Genomic DNA, 17,590 nt, shown 5'->3' with positions numbered 1-17,590 from the left:
AGACGTGTGACTTAGTCATGGCGGTGTGGTGGTCACTGTCATACGACCGTCTTCCGTCCTCGAGATGGCCCTGTGCGACGTTCAGCGGATTCCGGAGTCGTGGGAAACGACACCGGTGAACTCGTTGAGCCGCTCGTTCTGGCGCTCGAGTCGGTCGAGCGCGTCGCAAGCGGTGGGTGCTGTGTGAACCTCGATTCTCCCGGCTGTCCTCTCTGGTTCCGTAAGCACCAGGTCCACGCGTTCTGGCTCGTCTCCCACGTACAGAGCCCGGATCGGGTTGGACAGTGGGTCTCCATAAAGATGGATTCGCTGAACTGTATACGTTGTCGGCAATCACCGACAACGATCGGTCAGGAGGTGCGTTCGGTCTGTCCCGCGACTGCGGCATTGATCGGCGCGCCGTGTCGTTAAGACGACTGCCGTGGGAGGATACCGATCGAGACCACTATGCCAGTCTCAGATCAATTGCGCCGATTCCGAGAGGTCACCGGGACGGAGGGACACACCGAAGACGCCGACACGTACTCGCGCGCGCAGCACGTCTTCGGCGCCGCGATCCGCGGCGGTCAGGCCGGCTTCGTCGCGACGCTGATCATGACCGCCTTTCGACTTCCGATCCTGCGTTCGTTGCCGCCATCGGCCAACTTCTGGTCGCAGTACGTCGCCGGCGGGGATCCGGGCGACCACCCGATCGCCGCGCTCGCGTTGCATCTCGTTTACGGGACCTGTTCCGGCGTCGTATTCGGCGTCCTGTTCTCGCTGTACGACGCCGGGCGGTCGATCGAACCCGAACAGCGTGGGCTCGTCTGGGGCTCGGTCTACGGCATGGTCCTGTCTGCCGTTGGCGTCCAGTTCGTGTTACAGGACTTGCTCGACATCCGCCTCGAGGCGGACGAACTCGCGCTCTTTCACGCCGGCCATCTCGTCTATGGACTCTCCGTAGGCGCCTGGGTTGGCTCGCGAACGGAGGGCGTCGAGGACCCTGAACGAGACTACGAGTACCAGGACGGAAACTGACTTACGGTGGCGCACGTTCGGCGACGTCCTCCTCGAGTCGGTTCACGTATTCGAGCTGGAATTTCCTGGCGTCGGTCCGGGTCACGTACTGTCGTCCGCCGATCTGAGCGGCGATGGGTGGTAGCTGTCGGTCGAGAATCCCATTCGCTCGAGCACTATCGCCGCCTGCGCGGTTTCTGACCTCTTCGTTTCGCCTCCAGTGACGGGGCGTCGACCGTTGCCGGTCGTCGGCCGCCAGTCGTCGGCGTGCGGTGATTCGTCGTCCCCCATTGCTGGAGCGCCCACGAGGCTCTTCTCGGAGCGTTCGGCGATACGGGTGGTCACGCAAAGACGTTTTGTGATGCCCGTGGAAGCTCGCCCATGACTACGACCCGCGAGTTCGCGAGGTTCGTTCAGGAGACCGGCTACGGCGACCTCTCTCCGGACGTTCGTGACGCGCTCAAACGCCGGGTGCTCGACGCAGTCGGCATCGGCATTGCTGCGGCGGACGCCGGTCCGACCGAAATCGTCGCCGCCACGGTAGCGGACGTAGAGGCCGGTGGCCCGTGCACGCTCTGGCGACGCGATCGAGACGCATCGCCCGTTCAGGCGGCGATGCACAACACGGCGCTCGTTCGGTATCTCGATTACATGGACTCGTTTCTCGCTCCGGGAGAGACGCCCCATCCGAGCGACAACGTCGGTGCCGTCGTCGCCGCCGCGGAGTACGCCGATCGGCCAGGTGAGGATCTGCTGGCCGCACTCGCCGTCGCCTACGAGATTCAGGCCGAACTGGCCTGGAACGCCCCCGTTCGAGACCGTGGGTTCGACCACGTCACCCACACCGTAATCTCGGCCGCCGCGGGTGCGTCGAAAGCGCTGGGTCTCGGGTTCGAAGAGACGCGCAACGCCATCGCCATCGCCGGAACCGCTCACAACGCCCTTCGAGTCACCCGTACCGGCGAGATCAACGAGTGGAAGGGAATCGCATCGGCGAACGCGGCCCGCAATGCGGTCTACTCGGCGATGTTGGCTAAGAACGGAATGGCGGGACCGCGGAACCTCTTCGAGGGACAGAAGGGGTGGCAGGACGTTATCTCCGGCCCCTTCGAGGTCGACCTCTCTCCCGGCGAGCGCGTCCACGACGTGATGACCAAACGGTACGTCGCCGAGACGTACGCCCAGTCTGCCGTCGAGGGAATTATCGAGGTCGCGGAGCGCGAGGACCTCGAACCAGGCGAGATCGCCGGGATCAAACTCCAGACGTTCGGCGGGGCGAAGCTCATCATCGGCGGCGGGGAGGGCAATCGATACGAGGTTCGTACTCGAGCCCAGGCGGACCACTCGCTGCCCTACATGCTCGCCGCGGCGCTGATCGACCGCGACCTGTCGCTCGCGCAGTACGAACCCGACCGGATCCGTCGCGACGACGTCCAGGAACTGCTTCGGATCGTCGACGTGACCGAAACGCCCGACCTCACCGAGCGCTTCGAGGCGGGCGAGATGCCGGCCGTCATCGACGTCACGGTGGACGACGGCACGACCTACCGCGTCGAGAAGGACGCCTTCCGGGGCCACCCGACCGACCCGATCGGCTGGGACGCCCTCGAGGACAAGTTCGACACGGTCGCCGGCGACGACCTCTCCGCCGACGAGCGCGACACCCTTCTCGAGACGATCCGATCGCTCGACGAGCGCGACGCGTCCGATCTGACGGCACTGCTCGCCTGAGCGTCCACAGTCGAGCGTGACGGCGTCGATCGGCCGACACGTGACAGCGTTTTGGTTCTGCTCGTGGTGGTGACCCTGGGGAAAGAAGTGAGCGTGGAGACGGATCGCGAGCTACGACGGCGACTGATGGTGGTGCTGGTTTCCCACCCTCTATGCGACGTTCGGACGGCCGTCTCGCGGGTGGGCTACACGTGGATGCGGATTCTCGGCCGATCGTGGTTCTCGGACGGTCGCGATCCCTCCCCTGGCGAGCCGAACGAAGTCGAGCGTTATTCGACTCGTCGACGGTGAAATAGCAAGGGACACATCGACGCTCGGACCAGGTCTTCCATTGGGTATGACCGATTACGCCGTTCACGAACCCAAGTTCTCGGACACGACGACCGCCGAGTGGGACGAACCGGAACTCGAGGACTTCGATACCGACGATCTGGACGAGGTCGGAGAGCACTTCATTTGCTCGTCGTCGGGGTTTCCGCCGGAGAACTTCACGGATCTGAAACTCCCTGTGGTCGACCCGGACGAGAACCTCAACAAGAACGCCTTGCAGACCGCAAAGAGCGGCGGCCACGGCGTCGGCGCGATCGACGATCTCGACGACGACAAACGAGACCGGATCGAGGGAATGATCGACGACCTCGCGAACGAGAACTTCGAGGACGCGGATTTCGGCGAGTAGGTACGGACGAGGCGGCTGAGAAACATGAGCGCGCGCTCGCGGACGAATACCCGTTTCGCCGCCGAGCGTCTCGAGCGGACCGCCGTCGACTACGTCGGTCCCGTCTCGAGGAGGGCGGTGACTGGCAACGCCGCTCTGAGCGTGCCGACGGCGCACCCACTGTTCAGGAGCGCACGTGTGAGCGAGTCGGCGGTCCTGGTCACTCTGGATTGAACCCGCCCACGAGGTACTCGAGTCCGAACAGCGCAATCGCACCGAATACTGCCCACGCGGCCGTCAGCGCGATCGTCTCGGTCGTCCACGCGTGCGTTTCGGAGATGTTGTGCAAGGGCGCGGGAACGGAACCGGCGATCAGGCTCACCAGGAAGACGAGCGTGACCTCGCGGTGGCGGGTCAACGCAGTACGAACGACGCGAGCGATGCTGAAGAGTCCGACGACACCGCCGGCGAGGAACAGAACGACGGTCGTCCCGGGGTCGGTGACGGCCGCGAGCGACCCGCCGACTAGTAGGTCGCCCAGCGCGCCGACGAACGAGCTCAATTCGTTCGAGAGGAAGACGTACTGACCGAGCAGGATCAGGATCAACGAACCGGAGATGCCGGGCAGGATCATCGCGCTGACGGCGATTGCCCCGGCGATAGCGATAACGACCGGTCCGCTCCCGGGCAAGCCGACGAGGTTCGCCGAGACCAAGAGCGCGAGTCCGGCCCCCGTAACCGCAGCGGCGACGTGCGTCGGCGATGCGATCCTGAGGCTCCGACCGAGGGTGATCGCCGAGGATGCGATCAGGCCGGTGAAGAAGCCGAAGAGCGCGACTGGATGGGATTCTGCGAGTGACGAGACGGCCCCGGCGATGAGGACGACCGCGGTGGCCATTCCGACTCCGAGCGGGACTAAAAACTGCAGGTCCATCTCGAGCAGGGCTTCCCGCGCTCGAGCCCGGCGGTCCGGGTCGTAGCCCCGAAAGACGGTAACGGCTCGGCGGGGAGTGAGTGCGGTGACGGCGACGATCAATCGGCCGTAGAAGCCGAGCAGGAGCGCGACGGTGCCGCCCGAGACCCCAGGGAGGGCGTCTGCAGTGCCCATGCAGAGTCCGTACACGTAGGCCCGGAGCAGTTCGAGCCGATCCATGACGACGTCTGGGCGTTCATATTCCATGTATCCATCCCCGATTCCGTCGGCTCGAATACCTGATCGACAGCGTTCGATACCATCGCCTCGAGCCCAACGGGGTGGGCCTCCGTTTCGGCTGCATTGATCGTTTGCGCGACGCGCGGCCGTATAAAAGTGCAACAACGACGTCAGTGCGTGCTACACGTTAGGTCGCCCCATCGTATACAGGAACATCGGCGTCTGGTCCGCGGCTCGCGGCGCGAAGAACGACGAGACCTCGTCGTCGTAGAACGTCAGTCCGGTCCCGCCCAGGTCGCGGTGGGCGTAGGTCCCCAGGTACAGCCGGCCGGCCGAAAGCGCCGCTTCGAGCTGTGCGACTCGATACCCGCGATCGCCCAGCGCGTCGACGAGTTCCCCGACGTCGGTCATGAAGTAGACGCAGACCGCTGCGTCGGCGCCCAACCGCTGATCCAGCGCGAGGTGGCCCGCCTCGGCGCGGAAGTCGCCGGTCCGTAAACGCTCGAGGTCGCCCGCGTCCGGGTGGTAGTGGTAACTCCCGGACGCGAGCCCTTCGACACCGTGGACGATCAGGTACGGATCGACGAACGACAATGGCGGCCCGTCCGCGGACCCGACGCGTTCGCCGCGATGGCGAACGTCCATCGGAACGCCGCGGACGGCCCGATCGAGGACGGTCGAGAGTTTCCGAAAGCTGATCGGGTCGCGCTCGTACTCGCGACAGGAGCCGCGTCGTCGGATCGTCTCGTGTAACGGTCGGCGCGAAGCCGTCTCGCGCCCGACTGGATCGAGCGCGATCCGCTCGCCGTCGCCCGATTCGCGGGTGCCGATCGGTCTCGTCGGAGTCTCGGTGCGCCAGGTCTCGGCCGCGGACCCGCTCTCGAGTTCGCCCGCCGACCACGCCTCGCCGATCACGGGAAATTCCTTCTCGTCGGGCGAGAGCGGCGCGGTGTCGGGATCGATCGGGTCGACGCTGGCGGGCTCCGCTCTATGTGCGGCGTCGCCTGCGCCGATCGGGACGATTTCGAGCGGCGCTTCGTGCGCGGGATCGACGCCGAGCAGGTCGGCGACCGGACGGTCCGCGAACCCGGTGACGACCTCGGCACGATAGTCGAGCGCGTGGGCAACCGCCAGCAGATTTGCGAGCGTCGTCCCGGAGTCCCAAAAGGCGTGGCGGAAGGTCCGATTTCCGTACTTCCAGGCGTTGCGCCACCATGTCGAGGTCGCGACGATCGACAGTGGCGCATCGGCGATTCCCCCGTGTCCGCTGGCGGTCGCGAGCACTCCCCGGTAATCCCCGTTCCGGAGGACGTCGAGCGACAGCGTCCGTGGATCGAAGTGGTAGACGCCGGCCTCGAGGTCGAGTGCCTCACCATCTGCCTCGCCACTGCTCTCGAGGTCCTCACAGACGACGTACAGGTCGACGTGGTAGAGCGCGCCGGTCGTCGCCGCCGCGCGGAATAGCAGGGAGCGACCGCGGCGGGTGATCTTCTTGGTGATCCCTGCGGCGTCGTAGCAGAGCGTCGTGACGGTTCCGAGGTCCGGCCGGTCGTCTCGAGCCGGACTGCCGTCCGGCGTCGGCTCGGCGATGGCCGCGAGTGCGGGTAGTTGTGGAGGTCGAATCCGTTCCGCGAGCGGCCTCGCGGGTAGATTCGTGTACTCCTTGTACGGCGTCGGCTTGTTGTCGAAGTTCAGCCCGTGGCTCCCCTCGCGGACGCTTCTGGGCGAGTGTTTCGTTCGGTCGTGGTACTCGAGCGCCCCGATTGGCATGTTGGGTGCTACCAGGCCGGACCGGAAAAACCGGGCGGGAACTTTTTCTCGCTTCGGTTTGTTACGCCGCTCGAGAACATGGACCTCGAGTCGATCCCGGGCGTCGGCGAGAAGACCGCCCGCGCGCTGGCGGAACTCGACGACGCCGAGCGTGCGCTCCGGACCGGTGACGTGGCGGCGATCGCGACCGCGCCGGGGATCACCCAGGGGCGGGCCGCCCGCATCGCTCGCGGGGCGATCCGATTCGAGCACGACGATCCGGGTACCTTTCTCGCGACCGACCGTGCCCGCGAGGTCTACCGCAAACTGCTCGACTTGCTCAAAGAGCGTACCGTCACCGAGTACGCCGCCCAGCGACTCGAGACGATCTATCCGAGTTCGCGGCGCTCGCGCATCGCTGAGGTACAGGAGTTCGCGACCGAGGCGCTCGAGCGCGAGCCCGATCCCGCGGTCCTCGAGGCGCTCGAGGGGGTCGAACCCCTCCGAGAAGCCGGCGACGTGCGGGTTCGAGAACGCTGTCTGGCGACGACCGACGCGGAGCGCTACAGCGACGCGCGCGAGGCGATCCCGGAACTCTCCGTCGAGGTCGTCGAGGACGCACAGGGGCTCGCCGAACTCGCCCGGGGCTATGCGACCGTGATCGCTCTCGACGAGTCCTTCGCGGGCGTCGCGCTCGAGGGCGACGTGCAGATCCGTCCCGCTGCGCTCGAGAATCCCGCCGAAATCGTTCCAGAGCGGCCCCTCTCCTTTTTCGCGCGCAACCGGGATCGGTTGCAGGCGGCCGTCGACGTCCATCGGACGGCCGGGCTCGAGCCACCGTGCGATATCGAGGCGCTCGAAGACGGTCTGTCGCGGCTCGAGGAGGACGGCACGGTCGCGGGTGACGAGGAGCTCGATCGCCTGACGATGGCGGTCGACGACCTCGACGCGGCGGCGAGCGCGGCCGAGAGCGTGGCGAACGATCGCCTGCGGGAGGCGATCCGCGAGCAAGACGTCACGATCGAAGGATCGGACCTGCTCTCGCTGGTCGAGCGCGGCGCCGGCGTCGATTCGCTGCTCTCCCGAGAGCTCGCAGACGACTACGCAGCGGCCGTCGAAGCGGCCCGCGATCACCTGGTCGATGCGCTCGGTCTCGATCAGGGCGAGGCGAAGATCGCTCGCCGGGCGTTCGGCGACGAGCCGACGTTTCCAGTCGAGCGCGACGAGGATGCCGTGGGCCGACTCCGCGAGGAGTTGACGGCGGCCAGGGAGCGTCGCGCCGGACGGCTGAAGCGCGACCTCGCGGCCGATCTCGCCGACCAGCGTGAGAGCGCTCGCGACCTCGTCCGCGACGCGCTCGAGCTGGACGTCGAACTCGCTATCGCTCGGTTCGGCCGCGACTTTGAGTGTACGATGCCGGAGTTCGTCGACGGCGAGGTGCGTGGCGTCTCGGAAGCGAGTAGCGCGGAACGTCGTTCCGCGGACATTCGAACGGCAGAGCCGCGAGACGACGGTGAAACCGCGAGCCAAAGCGACGCCGGATTCGCGATCGAGGCCGGTCACTCTCCCCTGCTCGAGGAGCCCTTCGAGTCGATCGATCCCGTCGACTACGCCGTCTCGGGGGTCGCCCTGCTCTCTGGAGTCAACAGCGGCGGGAAGACCTCCACGCTGGACCTGGTCGCGAGCACCGTCGTCCTGGCCCACATGGGGTTGCCCGTTCCCGCCGATCGCGTGCGCTTGCGGCGGTTCGACGATCTGCACTATCACGCAAAGACCCAGGGAACGCTCGAAGCCGGCGCGTTCGAGTCGACTGTCCGCGAATTCGCCGATCTCGCAGAAGGAGGCGAGGGGTCGCTGGTGCTCGTCGACGAACTCGAGAGCATCACCGAGCCCGGAGCGTCGGCGAAGATCATCGCCGGCATCCTGGAGGCACTATCCGAGAACGGCGCGACGGCGGTGTTCGTTTCTCATCTGGCCGACGAAATCCGGGAGATGACCGATTTCGACGTCACGGTCGACGGGATCGAGGCCGTCGGACTCGTCGACGGCGACCTCGAGGTCAATCGGTCGCCGGTCAAAGATCACCTGGCGCGGTCGACGCCGGAACTGATCGTCGAGAAGCTGGCAACTGAATCGCGAGAGACGGCCGAGCCGAATGGCGAGGCCGCGACGACGACCGACGGCGCAGCCGAACCGCTCTTTTACGATCGGCTGCTCGAGAAGTTCGAGTAGCGATTTCGTTGACGGGAACGGCGTCCGATCGAAGAGGCGTCCGTGCCCGTCGACGCGACCGCACTCCCGGGACCACCGTTACGGACGTATGAGGAGAGCGCCTCGCCTATCAGGGCGGAGCGGATGTCACTCCGGGTCTGGCCCAGCCAGGGGGTGCGAACTGGACTCGAGCACGTCGAGCGCCCGATCGAAGGCGGCCGAGACGTCCGCGAACTCGCCCTCGTGCGTCCACTCGCCGTCGGGCGTGGCGGTATAGACGTCGAATCCCCCGCCACGGTACTCGTGAGACTCGACGTACAGTTCCTCCTCGACCGTTCCGTCGTCGACGAGGAGCCAGACGCCAAGTTCTTTCCCGCCCTCGAGATCGCGTCGCCGTTCCCAGTGCATGACTCGAGCTACTCCTCCCGGCGACCTATAACCGTCCGGGGTAGCAACCTCTCGACCGCGCCGACGGACCCCACGGTCGCCGCTCGTTCGATTCTCGCTCACTCTGCCGACGCTGGCCACCGGCCGAGGACGTCCAACTGGTGGGCGAGGTAGACGAGATCTGCGGCTTCGATCTGTTCGTGGCGAGTCGTCGCCCACGCGCGTCTCTGCTCGTCGTCGATCGCTCCGTCGGCCTCGAGCGCGGACTCGATAGTGTCGACGATATGGTGGAGAAAGTACGCCTCGTCGGCCTCGTACTCGCCGTCGCTCGGCCGCACTACCCAGTCCGACCCTCCTGCCGCGACGACCCGGCCGCCGGTCGCCGGAATCGCGGTGAGGAGGTGGCGGCCGGCCTCACTGTCGCCGGTCTCGCCGCCGACCTTCTCGGTCGTGTCCATCCGACGGTGAAACCGGCGTTCGACGCGATCGTCGAGATCGGAGTCGATCGGCGGGAGAAACGCCGTCACTCCGTCGAACGTGATCGGGAAGTAAGCGATGCCGCCCGGTCGAAGGCTGGTCGCGACCGCCTCGAGCGCCGACCGCACGTCCGTGAGGTCGAGGAAGGCCTGAGCGACGACGGCGTCGTACGTCCCCTCGGCGCCAGACAGGTGGGCGAGCGCGTCTCCAGTGCGGAACTCGACCTCGAACGTGGCTCTGTCGCGGTCGACGCGTACTGGCTCGTCCGATCCGGTCGGCCCGTGGCCTCGGCCCGTCACGCGGTCGGCGATGTTGTCCGTCGCGGCCTCGACGAGGGCCGAGTCGACGTCGATGGCCGTGTATCGGATCTCGGTGTCGCCCGTCCACTCGAGGACCGTGTCGACCATTGCGCCCGTTCCGGCACCGATTTCGAAGAGTTCGGCCGGTTCGTCGACTCTCTCGAGCGCGCGGCGAAACGCGTCGACGACGCGCTGGTTCCGGGCACGCCGGTCGACGCTTCGCTTGGCGTCGAGGTATCGGCGAAACGAGTATCGGTCGGGTTCGGTCACGCCTCTATCGTCTCCTCTATTCGCGGCGGGTTAAGTCCAAGTGTCACGGGGACGACTCCGCGATTTCGTGGCCTCGCTGATCTCGGTTACGAACGCCTCGATGCGGTCCACGGCGTCCCTCCAGTCGGGATGGGCGTCGTAGGCGTCCCGAGCGGCGACTCCCATCTCGGCAAGGCGCTCGCGATCGGCCGCGAGCGGGCCCACGGCCTCGGCAACGGCTCCCGGATCGCCCGGTGGAACCAATACCCCGGTTTCCCCGTCGGCGACGATTTCGCTCGCGCCGCCGGCGGCAGAGGCGATCGCCGGCATTCCGAATCCCATTCCTTCGAGGTAGACCATCCCAAACCCTTCGTGGTCGGACGGAACGGCGAGGAGGTGTCCGTCCCGGAGGGTCGCGGTCAGCGCAGCATCGGACAGTCGGCCCGCGACCGTCACCGACGGGCCGATACCTAGCGTGTCGATCAGCCCATCGATCCGACGGACGTACGCCCGATCCACCGTCGGGTCGCCGACTACCGTCAGCGTCCACTCGTCGGCTGGGCAGGCGGAAAGCCCCCGGAGCAGGGTGTGGAGCCCCTTCCGTTCGATGAGCGTTCCCACGAAGACGATCCGCAACGGCCCCGACTCACGGGCACGCCTGCGAATCTGTGGCCGCGTGATTTCCGGGTCGACGTGGTCGCCGCCGGGTGGCGCGACGACGCCCAGGGTCGGACCGACGAGCGCCTCGACGGTCTCGCGAGTGGGCTCGCTGTTGTACACGAACGCGTCGACGGTCTCGAGGTAGTGTCGTTCGATCGCTCGAACGAGGGCGTTGGTCCAGGTCGACCGCTGTTCTAGACAGCGGAGGTGGTGAACGACGGAGACCACCGGCGTGCCGTCGTCGCACCGGCGGTTGTATCGGATGAGCGACGGGTGACAGAGTTCGTCCTGCAACAGCACGTCGACGTCGAGGCCGGCCAGGTTCGCGGCGACGCTCCGGGAGACGTTATCGAGCAAGTTCGTCACGTATCCGTCGCGCGGAATCGCGACGACCGTCACCTCGTGACCCTGATCGCGGAGTCCCGCGACGATCCGCCGGTCGTAGCGGTAGCCGCCGGACGTGCGCTCGAGGCTGTCGTAGACGAGTACCCCCAGCTGCATCGGATCAGACAGTCGTGGCGTAGGACGCGGCCGCCGCGTCCTCTTCCCACGTGGTCACCTCGACTGCGTCGAGACGGTTCGTCTCGATTTCGCCCGCGACTCGCTCGGCGAACAACCGCGAGAAGCGCTCCACGCTCGGGTTATGCCCCTCGAATTCGGGGAGGTCGTTGAACGTCGCGTCGCGATACCGATCCACCAGGCCGTCGACGACCGTTTTGAGGTCGTCGATGTCGACGAGGTAGCCGTACTCCCCGAGTTGCCTCCCCTCTAGCTGGACCTCTACCGTCAGGTGGTGGGAGTGGAGGTCCCCTTCGGGTCCGGGGTCGGGAACCGTGAGCCAGTGCTGAGCGACGAAGTCTCGGGTGACTGTGACTGTGTACATACATCGTCGGACCACGTATGCAACCAAAAGCCTGGGGTGGGATGCGAACCGCCGTGGAAGGTGTGATCCACCGTTTCGACGGGTGCCAACCGCTAGGGACGGCGGGACCGATCAGTACGTCAGAAGTACCTGAACTGCTTCATCCGGGCGCTCGTCCAGCAGAGAGTACGCTTCCGGGGCGTTCTCGACGGGGATGCGGTGGGTCACCAGACGGTCCGTCTCGAGGTCTTCGAGGCGCTGCCACGCAGTTGCCAGCCGGCGCGCCACGGTCCAGCGGCCGCGGAGCGACGGTGCGATCGTGCTCACCTGGCTGCTGATCAGGCGGATTCGGCTCCGGTGAAACCGCCCGTCGAGCGACAGTTCGGCCGTTTTGGTCCCGTACCACGATCCGACGACGACACGGCCCCCGAACCCGGTCGCGTCGATGGCGGCGTCGAGCGCAGCAGGGTCGCCGGAGAGTTCGTACGCGAGATCCGCCCGACGCGGGGATTGCTCCCGATCGGTCCGTCCGGATGGCGACCCCGGTCGATCGGGGAGCGTCGACTCGCCGATCGCTGCAACCGGGTCGGCTTCGTCGGGATCGAGACATTGATCGGCCCCGAACGCCTCCGAGAGCTGTCGTCGCTTCTCGTACCGATCCACGGTCACGAGCGACGAAAGCGGGGCCTCGGCCAGCAGTGCCGTCGTCAACAACCCGACGACGCCCTGGCCGAACACGGCCACTCGTTCGCCGATGCGGGGCTTCCCGTCCAGAACGAGATTGACCGCCGTTTCGACGTTCGGGAGAAACGCTGCCGCCGCGGGCGACACGTCGTCCGGGACGACGCACACTTCGTCGACACCGATGACGAATTCGCTGGCGTGAGGGTGGAACGCGAGTACCGTCTCGTCGCGCCACGCGGGGTCTACGTCCGCGCCGACAGCGGTCACCGTGCCGACGACCGCGTAGCCGTACAGGAACGGGTAGGAGAAGGACCCGGCGAGCGATTCGAGCGTCTCGTCCGCGGCGATTTCGGGGTTCATGTCGCCCCGATAGAGTAACAGCTCCGTCCCGGAACTGATGGCGGACACCGTCGCCGTCACCGCGAGTTCGTCCGGGCCAGGATCGGACACCGTCGTCTCTCGGACCTCGATCTGGCGGGGTCCCGTGAAGTACACCGATTGTGCCGTCATCGGGTTACGCTCTCCACGCGGTCTCATCGGGACCGATCTCGACGCCCGTTCCGTTCTTCCGGCAGGGCTGCAGCGTTTGCAGGGCCAACTCCCGTTCGGGTGACGGGGCGTCCGGCCACGGTCCGTACTCGTCGGTCCGAATCGACGTGACCTGCGTTTCGGATACAGTCACTCGTCCCCGTACCACCCCCTCCAGTAAAATTTGTCGCCGATAGCGGACGGTTATCGACGAGAATGGACTCATTACAGGCGGGAAACAGCCGCCTCCCGCGGGTATATGCCATTGGATACCATAGTTTCCGTCCGGAGGAGTCGGTCGTGTCTCGACGCCCACCCCGAGCAGACCCGTCTCGCACGCCGCGTGAGCCGTCGGCGCAACGGACGCCCGAACGAGTCCTCGAAGAGCGCGTGCTTCGGGAGTGGCTCGAGCACGAGACCGACGGCAGAACGCTGACCGTCGATTTCGAGTCCGGCCCGGCGAACACGGCGGTGCTCGACGCGCTCCTCTCTGCGAAGCCCGGAGCGGCGGCGTTCGTCTGGCGAGAGCGACCGATTCGATGGTATCGGCTCGACCTCGACCGGGAACGGTTCGGTAATCTCCGCCCAGTGGACGGGCCGGACGACCTCCTGTGGCGTGCCGTCTCCACGGACGGCACGCTGTTCGGCGTGGCAGAGCGGGTTCGCGACGAGGGGTTCGGTCCGCTCGAGTCGGCGGGAATCGACGCCGAAGTGATCCGAGCGTACCGCGACGACCTCGCCGCCGGAGCGCGGTTCGACCCGCTGGTGGTGCGGACCAGACGCGGCGCGACTCCCTGGTTCGTCGCTGACGGGAACCATCGGGCGACGGCGGCCGCATTGCGAACTCTCGAAACCGGCCGATACGAGCCCGTACCGGTCTACGTCGCTGTGACTGCGAACCCGGTCCTCGGACCGATGCTCGACCGGGTTCGAGGCCTGGCACAGCGACTCACTGGACGAACGATCGGCCATCGAACCGATCAGAAGCCGTAACCGCTGCCGTCGGCGGCGGTCGCGTCCCGAGTCGAGATGTGTCCGGTGGCGACACCAGCCGTTCGGAGCGACGGCAGGCACCGATCGGATCTACTAGATCGAGGTCCAGGCCTCGATACGCAAACCGATCGCCGTCACGGCCGGCGAACGGCGGGGCATGCAAGTGCGAATCTTTTGCACGCTCCGCTGTAACGCTATGATATGCCATACCAATTCGAGTGTCCGCGGGACGGCTGTTCCTTCGAACTCCGCTGTGACGCCGACCGGGAGGCAGCGAGGCTCGCACGAGCGCACACTCGCGTCGCACACCACGATCGAATCGCTCCGGCCGACCTCGATCGGTGGCTCGAGCGGATCGAGGCCGCCTGACCCGGACGTGCCTGGAATTCGGCAAACAACTAAGTGAGTTCGAAAGCGTGGTGAAAGTGATGGCAGACGACCCCGACGGGGGAATGTTGTCGTGGGACGAATCCGTGTTCAAGAACGAGCACGTCTTCGAAATCGACTACGTCCCCGAGACGTTCAAGCACCGCGAGGGCCAGACCCAGAGCCTGACGTACGCGTTGCGCCCGTCGGTTCGTGGGTCGCGGCCGCTGAACGTCATGGTCCGTGGGCCGCCGGGCACCGGGAAAACGACGGCGATGCAGAAGCTGTTCGACGAGGTGGGCGCCCAGACGAGCGAGGTTCGGACGATCCGGGTCAACTGTCAGGTCAACGCGACCCGTTACTCGGTGTTCTCACGGCTGTTCGAGGGGACGTTCGATTACGAACCGCCCTCTTCTGGTATTTCGTTCAAAAAACTGTTCGGCCAGATCGCCGAGAAACTCGTCGAGGAGGATCGGGTTCTCGTCGTGGCGCTCGACGACATCAACTACCTCTTCTACGAGAACGAGGCCAGCGACACGCTCTATTCGCTGTTGCGCGCCCACGAGGAGTATCCCGGCGCAAAGATCGGCGTCATCGTCGTCTCCTCCGATCCCGCGCTGGACGTGATCGACGAACTCGACTCCCGCGTCCAGAGCGTCTTCCGTCCCGAAGACGTCTACTTCCCGGTATACGACCAACCGGAGATCGTCGACATCCTCGCCGAACGCGTCACGCGAGGGTTCCACGATGGCGTCATCGACCGGGACACGCTCGAGTACGTCGCGGAACTCACTGCCGACAGCGGCGACCTCCGGGTCGGCATCGATCTGTTGCGTCGGGCCGGGCTGAACGCCGAGATGCGGGCCAGTCGCACCGTCGAGCGCCAGGATGTCGAGGAAGCCTACGAGAAGTCGAAGTACATCAACCTCTCGCGCTCGCTGTCGGGACTGACCGACACGGAGCGAATGCTCCTCGAAGTGATCGCGGAACACGACGGGGATCAGGCCGGTGCGGTCTACGACGCCTTCCACGACCGAACCGACCTCGGCTACACGCGCTACTCCGAGATCGTCAACAAACTCGACCAGCTCGGGCTCATCGACGCAGACTACGCCGACGTCGACGGCCGGGGCCGCTCGCGGTCACTCACACTGTCCTACGAGAAGGACGCGGTGTTGGAACGGCTCGAGTGACCGATCGATCGAACGCCCGCGCGGACGGCAGAGGCAGGCTCGAGACTGCTGATCCGTGTTATATCCCCCAGATGAGGGCGATTCCGACCGTCGTGACGCCCGCGAGCAGCACCTGTAGGGGAGCGCCGACTCTCACGAAGTCATAGAATTCGTACCCGCCCGGCCCGTAAACCATCAGGTTCGTCTGGTACCCCACCGGCGTCATGAACGAGGTCGCCGATGCGAACAGCACCGACAGGAGAAAAGAAAACCGCACGGCGCCAAGGCTCCCCGCGGTGTCGACGGCGACGGGAATCATCAGCACGACCGTCGCGACCGGCGTGATGACGTTCGCCAGCAGCCCCGTCGCGATCGCGACCAGGAAGAGCACCCCGACGAGGGGGAGGAACTCGGCCGACGCGACCAGTCCACGGGCTATGAACTGCGACCCACCGGTCGCTTCCAATGCGACGCCCAGCGGAATCACCCCGGCGAGCAGGAACACGACGTTCCACGAGACGGCGTCGTAGGCATCGGCGGTCGACAGACAGCCGGTAACGATCATCAGAAAGACGCCGGCCAGCGCCGAAATGACGATGGAAACGAGCCCGAGTGCGGCGGTACTGACCACGCCCGCCATAACGGCGATCGCGACCGGCGTCTTCGGGGAAAGCGGGGCGGTCTCGTCGATCCCGTCTCCGAGCACCCGGTCGACGGCGCCGTCGTCGACGATGACGAGATCTCCGGTTTCGGTGAAGTACTCGAGCGTACTCGGGACCGTCTGGATCAGGAGGAGGTCCCCGGCCTCGAGCCCGATTTCGTCGAGACCGGTCCGGAGCAACTGGCCGTCGCGGCGGATCGCCAGCACGGTCAGCCGGTAAATCTCCCGGAGGCGCGTTTCGGAGACCGTCTCGCCGACGTACGGCGAGGCTTCTGGGACGACGGCTTTGGCCAACAGATCTTCGCTGGTGCCCTCGTCGAACGTTTCCTCGGTCACCTGGTCCCGGAGGAGCTGGCGCAGCCCCTGATTCTCGACGAAGCGGTTGACCGCCTGCAGATTGCCGTGGACCGTGAGGACGTCGCCCTCTCGAATCTGCCGGTCCGTCTCGACCGTCGCGAACGTTTCGCTCGCGTCGGGCGACGGTTCGTCGAGACCGGCGGCGTCCGGGGCCAATTCTCTGTTCTCGCCGCGGCGGAGTCGTTGGTCGGGCCCTGTCCGATCCGAACTCGCGCCGCGGCCTCGTTCGCCGCCCTCGCCGAACTCGAACACGCTGTCGTCCTCTCCGACCCGTGCGTCGCTGTCCACTTCTCGCCGACGTTGGAGGATGCGGACCTTCGCTTCGGTCCCGGCCTCGAGTTCGTCGATCGTCTGTCCGACCGGCACTGAATCCGCCCTGACGCGGACTTGAGTGAGGTGATCCTCGAGATCGAACTCTTCGACGAGGTCCGCCTCGACCGGAATCCGCGCGGGCGTCAGCCAACGGCCGACGGTCATGAGGTAGCCGACGCCGACGGCGAAGACGACGATCCCGAGGGGAGCGAACTCGAACATTCCGATCGGCCCACGATCGAGCAGCTCGGCGGCGAATTCGCTCGCGAGCAGGTTCGTCGACGTCCCGACGAGCGTCAGGGTACCGCCCAGAATCGCCGCGTACGAGAGGGGCAAGAGCAGTTTCGACGGGGAGACGCCGGCCTTCTCGGCGAGGTCGGAGATCATCGGAACGAAGATCGCGACGACGGGCGTGTTGTTGATGAACCCCGCGATCGGCCCCGCCGTGGCGACCGTCGCCGCGAGCGCCCGCGTCTCGTCACCCTTCGCGAACGCCGCGAGCGAGAGCCCCAGTCGCTGGACGACGCCAGTTTGCTGGACGCCCGCGCTGAGCATATACATCGCGACGATCGTTACCGTCGCCGTGTTGGCGAATCCCGAGATCGCCGCCCGATGGCCGACGCCCGTCAGCGGTTCCAGCGCCGCGAGCGAGACCATGATCCCGATTGCCGTCACGTCGCTGGGAATTGCCTCCGACACGAATAGGGCGAGGGCGACGGCGATGAGTCCGAATACCACCGGCACACCGCCCGATAACTCGGCCCCGATCATCGCGCGCAGTCCATCTCCCGTTCGATCATGAGTCGTGTATGTGTGCTATAGCTAGATTTATGTTTCGAGCACACTCGGCTCGTCGGTCGATCGGGCTGGGCGCGAATCGAGCAGTCACCGGTCGCGGGACCGATACCCGGTATCTCGGCGCGAAGCGCCTCGGCTCTCGGTCCGGATGCGAGTACCTCGACCCGGGTGAGAACGGAGGTCGGGGCGAACGCGCGACGATCGGTCCATTTCCGAGAGGAGACCTCGTCCCGTCACCTTCCGACTGCCGATCCTGCGAGCCCGCGTCGGGGGGTGGGATCGGCGGT

Annotated in this window: 19 protein-coding genes; 8 read left to right on the top strand and 11 right to left on the bottom strand. The window is 66.2% G+C overall.

Features of this window, described 5'->3' with window-relative positions; translation table 11 throughout:
* Positions 1 to 81 precede the first annotated feature (81 nt).
* Complete coding sequence (locus NJU76_RS06860; protein WP_254532035.1) at positions 82 to 258, bottom strand: hypothetical protein; 177 nt, start codon at positions 256 to 258, stop codon at positions 82 to 84.
* Positions 259 to 447: 189 nt separating this feature from the next.
* Here NJU76_RS06860 and NJU76_RS06855 point away from each other — a divergent pair, with 189 nt between their 5' ends.
* Positions 448 to 1,017, top strand: a complete 570-nt coding sequence (locus NJU76_RS06855; protein ID WP_254532034.1) for a hypothetical protein — start codon at positions 448 to 450, stop codon at positions 1,015 to 1,017.
* A gap of 81 nt (positions 1,018 to 1,098) precedes the next feature.
* On the opposite strand, the gene NJU76_RS06850 is transcribed toward NJU76_RS06855, so the two are convergent.
* The gene (locus tag NJU76_RS06850; protein WP_254532033.1) at positions 1,099 to 1,287 is read right to left on the bottom strand and encodes a hypothetical protein; all 189 of its coding nucleotides are present in this window, start codon (positions 1,285 to 1,287) and stop codon (positions 1,099 to 1,101) included.
* 90 nt (positions 1,288 to 1,377) lie between these two features.
* On the opposite strand from NJU76_RS06850, the gene NJU76_RS06845 reads away from it, so the two are divergent.
* The 3 genes from NJU76_RS06845 to NJU76_RS06835 all read left to right on the top strand — a co-directional run bounded on the left by NJU76_RS06845 (position 1,378) and on the right by NJU76_RS06835 (position 3,619).
* Entirely contained in the window at positions 1,378 to 2,727 is a 1,350-nt protein-coding gene (locus NJU76_RS06845) for an MmgE/PrpD family protein (protein WP_254532032.1), read from the top strand.
* 337 nt (positions 2,728 to 3,064) lie between these two features.
* Entirely contained in the window at positions 3,065 to 3,406 is a 342-nt protein-coding gene (locus tag NJU76_RS06840) for a hypothetical protein (RefSeq protein WP_254532031.1), read from the top strand.
* Between the two features lie 24 nt (positions 3,407 to 3,430).
* Complete coding sequence (locus NJU76_RS06835) at positions 3,431 to 3,619, top strand: hypothetical protein (protein WP_254532030.1); 189 nt, start codon at positions 3,431 to 3,433, stop codon at positions 3,617 to 3,619.
* Here NJU76_RS06835 and NJU76_RS06830 read toward each other — a convergent pair.
* Entirely contained in the window at positions 3,606 to 4,565 is a 960-nt protein-coding gene (locus NJU76_RS06830; protein ID WP_254532029.1) for a DUF368 domain-containing protein, read from the bottom strand. The two genes, NJU76_RS06835 and NJU76_RS06830, sit on opposite strands and share 14 nt — an antisense overlap.
* A 153-nt stretch (positions 4,566 to 4,718) precedes the next feature.
* Positions 4,719 to 6,308, bottom strand: a complete 1,590-nt coding sequence (locus NJU76_RS06825) for a SagB/ThcOx family dehydrogenase (RefSeq protein ID WP_254532028.1) — start codon at positions 6,306 to 6,308, stop codon at positions 4,719 to 4,721.
* Between the two features lie 78 nt (positions 6,309 to 6,386).
* On the opposite strand from NJU76_RS06825, the gene NJU76_RS06820 reads away from it, so the two are divergent.
* Positions 6,387 to 8,519, top strand: coding sequence for a MutS-related protein (locus NJU76_RS06820; protein WP_254532027.1), 2,133 nt, complete (start codon positions 6,387 to 6,389; stop codon positions 8,517 to 8,519).
* A gap of 126 nt (positions 8,520 to 8,645) precedes the next feature.
* Here the strand turns inward: NJU76_RS06820 and NJU76_RS06815 are convergent, their stop codons facing one another.
* The 6 genes from NJU76_RS06815 to NJU76_RS06790 all read right to left on the bottom strand — a co-directional run bounded on the left by NJU76_RS06815 (position 8,646) and on the right by NJU76_RS06790 (position 12,798).
* The gene (locus tag NJU76_RS06815) at positions 8,646 to 8,906 is read right to left on the bottom strand and encodes a hypothetical protein (protein ID WP_254532026.1); all 261 of its coding nucleotides are present in this window, start codon (positions 8,904 to 8,906) and stop codon (positions 8,646 to 8,648) included.
* A 98-nt stretch (positions 8,907 to 9,004) separates the two neighbouring features.
* Positions 9,005 to 9,931, bottom strand: coding sequence for a class I SAM-dependent methyltransferase (locus NJU76_RS06810; RefSeq protein ID WP_254532025.1), 927 nt, complete (start codon positions 9,929 to 9,931; stop codon positions 9,005 to 9,007).
* Between the two features lie 30 nt (positions 9,932 to 9,961).
* The gene (locus NJU76_RS06805; RefSeq protein ID WP_254532024.1) at positions 9,962 to 11,071 is read right to left on the bottom strand and encodes a glycosyltransferase family 4 protein; all 1,110 of its coding nucleotides are present in this window, start codon (positions 11,069 to 11,071) and stop codon (positions 9,962 to 9,964) included.
* 4 nt (positions 11,072 to 11,075) lie between these two features.
* Positions 11,076 to 11,453, bottom strand: a complete 378-nt coding sequence (locus tag NJU76_RS06800) for a 6-pyruvoyl trahydropterin synthase family protein (protein ID WP_254532023.1) — start codon at positions 11,451 to 11,453, stop codon at positions 11,076 to 11,078.
* Between the two features lie 111 nt (positions 11,454 to 11,564).
* Entirely contained in the window at positions 11,565 to 12,626 is a 1,062-nt protein-coding gene (locus tag NJU76_RS06795; RefSeq protein WP_254532022.1) for a zinc-dependent alcohol dehydrogenase, read from the bottom strand.
* Between the two features lie 4 nt (positions 12,627 to 12,630).
* A complete protein-coding gene (locus NJU76_RS06790) occupies positions 12,631 to 12,798 on the bottom strand; it encodes a GTP cyclohydrolase IIa (protein WP_254532021.1) in 168 nt (55 codons plus the stop codon).
* A 146-nt stretch (positions 12,799 to 12,944) separates the two neighbouring features.
* Between NJU76_RS06790 and NJU76_RS06785 the strand changes: the two genes are divergently transcribed.
* The 3 genes from NJU76_RS06785 (at position 12,945) to NJU76_RS06775 (ending at position 15,196) form a co-directional block, all read left to right on the top strand.
* A complete protein-coding gene (locus NJU76_RS06785) occupies positions 12,945 to 13,637 on the top strand; it encodes a hypothetical protein (protein WP_254532020.1) in 693 nt (230 codons plus the stop codon).
* A 201-nt stretch (positions 13,638 to 13,838) separates the two neighbouring features.
* The gene (locus NJU76_RS06780) at positions 13,839 to 14,006 is read left to right on the top strand and encodes a DUF1059 domain-containing protein (RefSeq protein WP_254532019.1); all 168 of its coding nucleotides are present in this window, start codon (positions 13,839 to 13,841) and stop codon (positions 14,004 to 14,006) included.
* 59 nt (positions 14,007 to 14,065) lie between these two features.
* A complete protein-coding gene (locus NJU76_RS06775; RefSeq protein ID WP_254532018.1) occupies positions 14,066 to 15,196 on the top strand; it encodes an ORC1-type DNA replication protein in 1,131 nt (376 codons plus the stop codon).
* Between the two features lie 58 nt (positions 15,197 to 15,254).
* Here NJU76_RS06775 and NJU76_RS06770 read toward each other — a convergent pair whose 3' ends face one another.
* A complete protein-coding gene (locus NJU76_RS06770) occupies positions 15,255 to 17,276 on the bottom strand; it encodes an SLC13 family permease (RefSeq protein ID WP_254532017.1) in 2,022 nt (673 codons plus the stop codon).
* Positions 17,277 to 17,590 lie beyond the last annotated feature (314 nt).

The organism is Natrinema gelatinilyticum, from assembly GCF_024266705.1.
Lineage (GTDB): Archaea > Halobacteriota > Halobacteria > Halobacteriales > Natrialbaceae > Natrinema > Natrinema gelatinilyticum.
The sequence above is the reverse complement of the archived record's forward strand: the minus strand, read 5'-3'. Positions and strand labels throughout refer to the sequence as shown.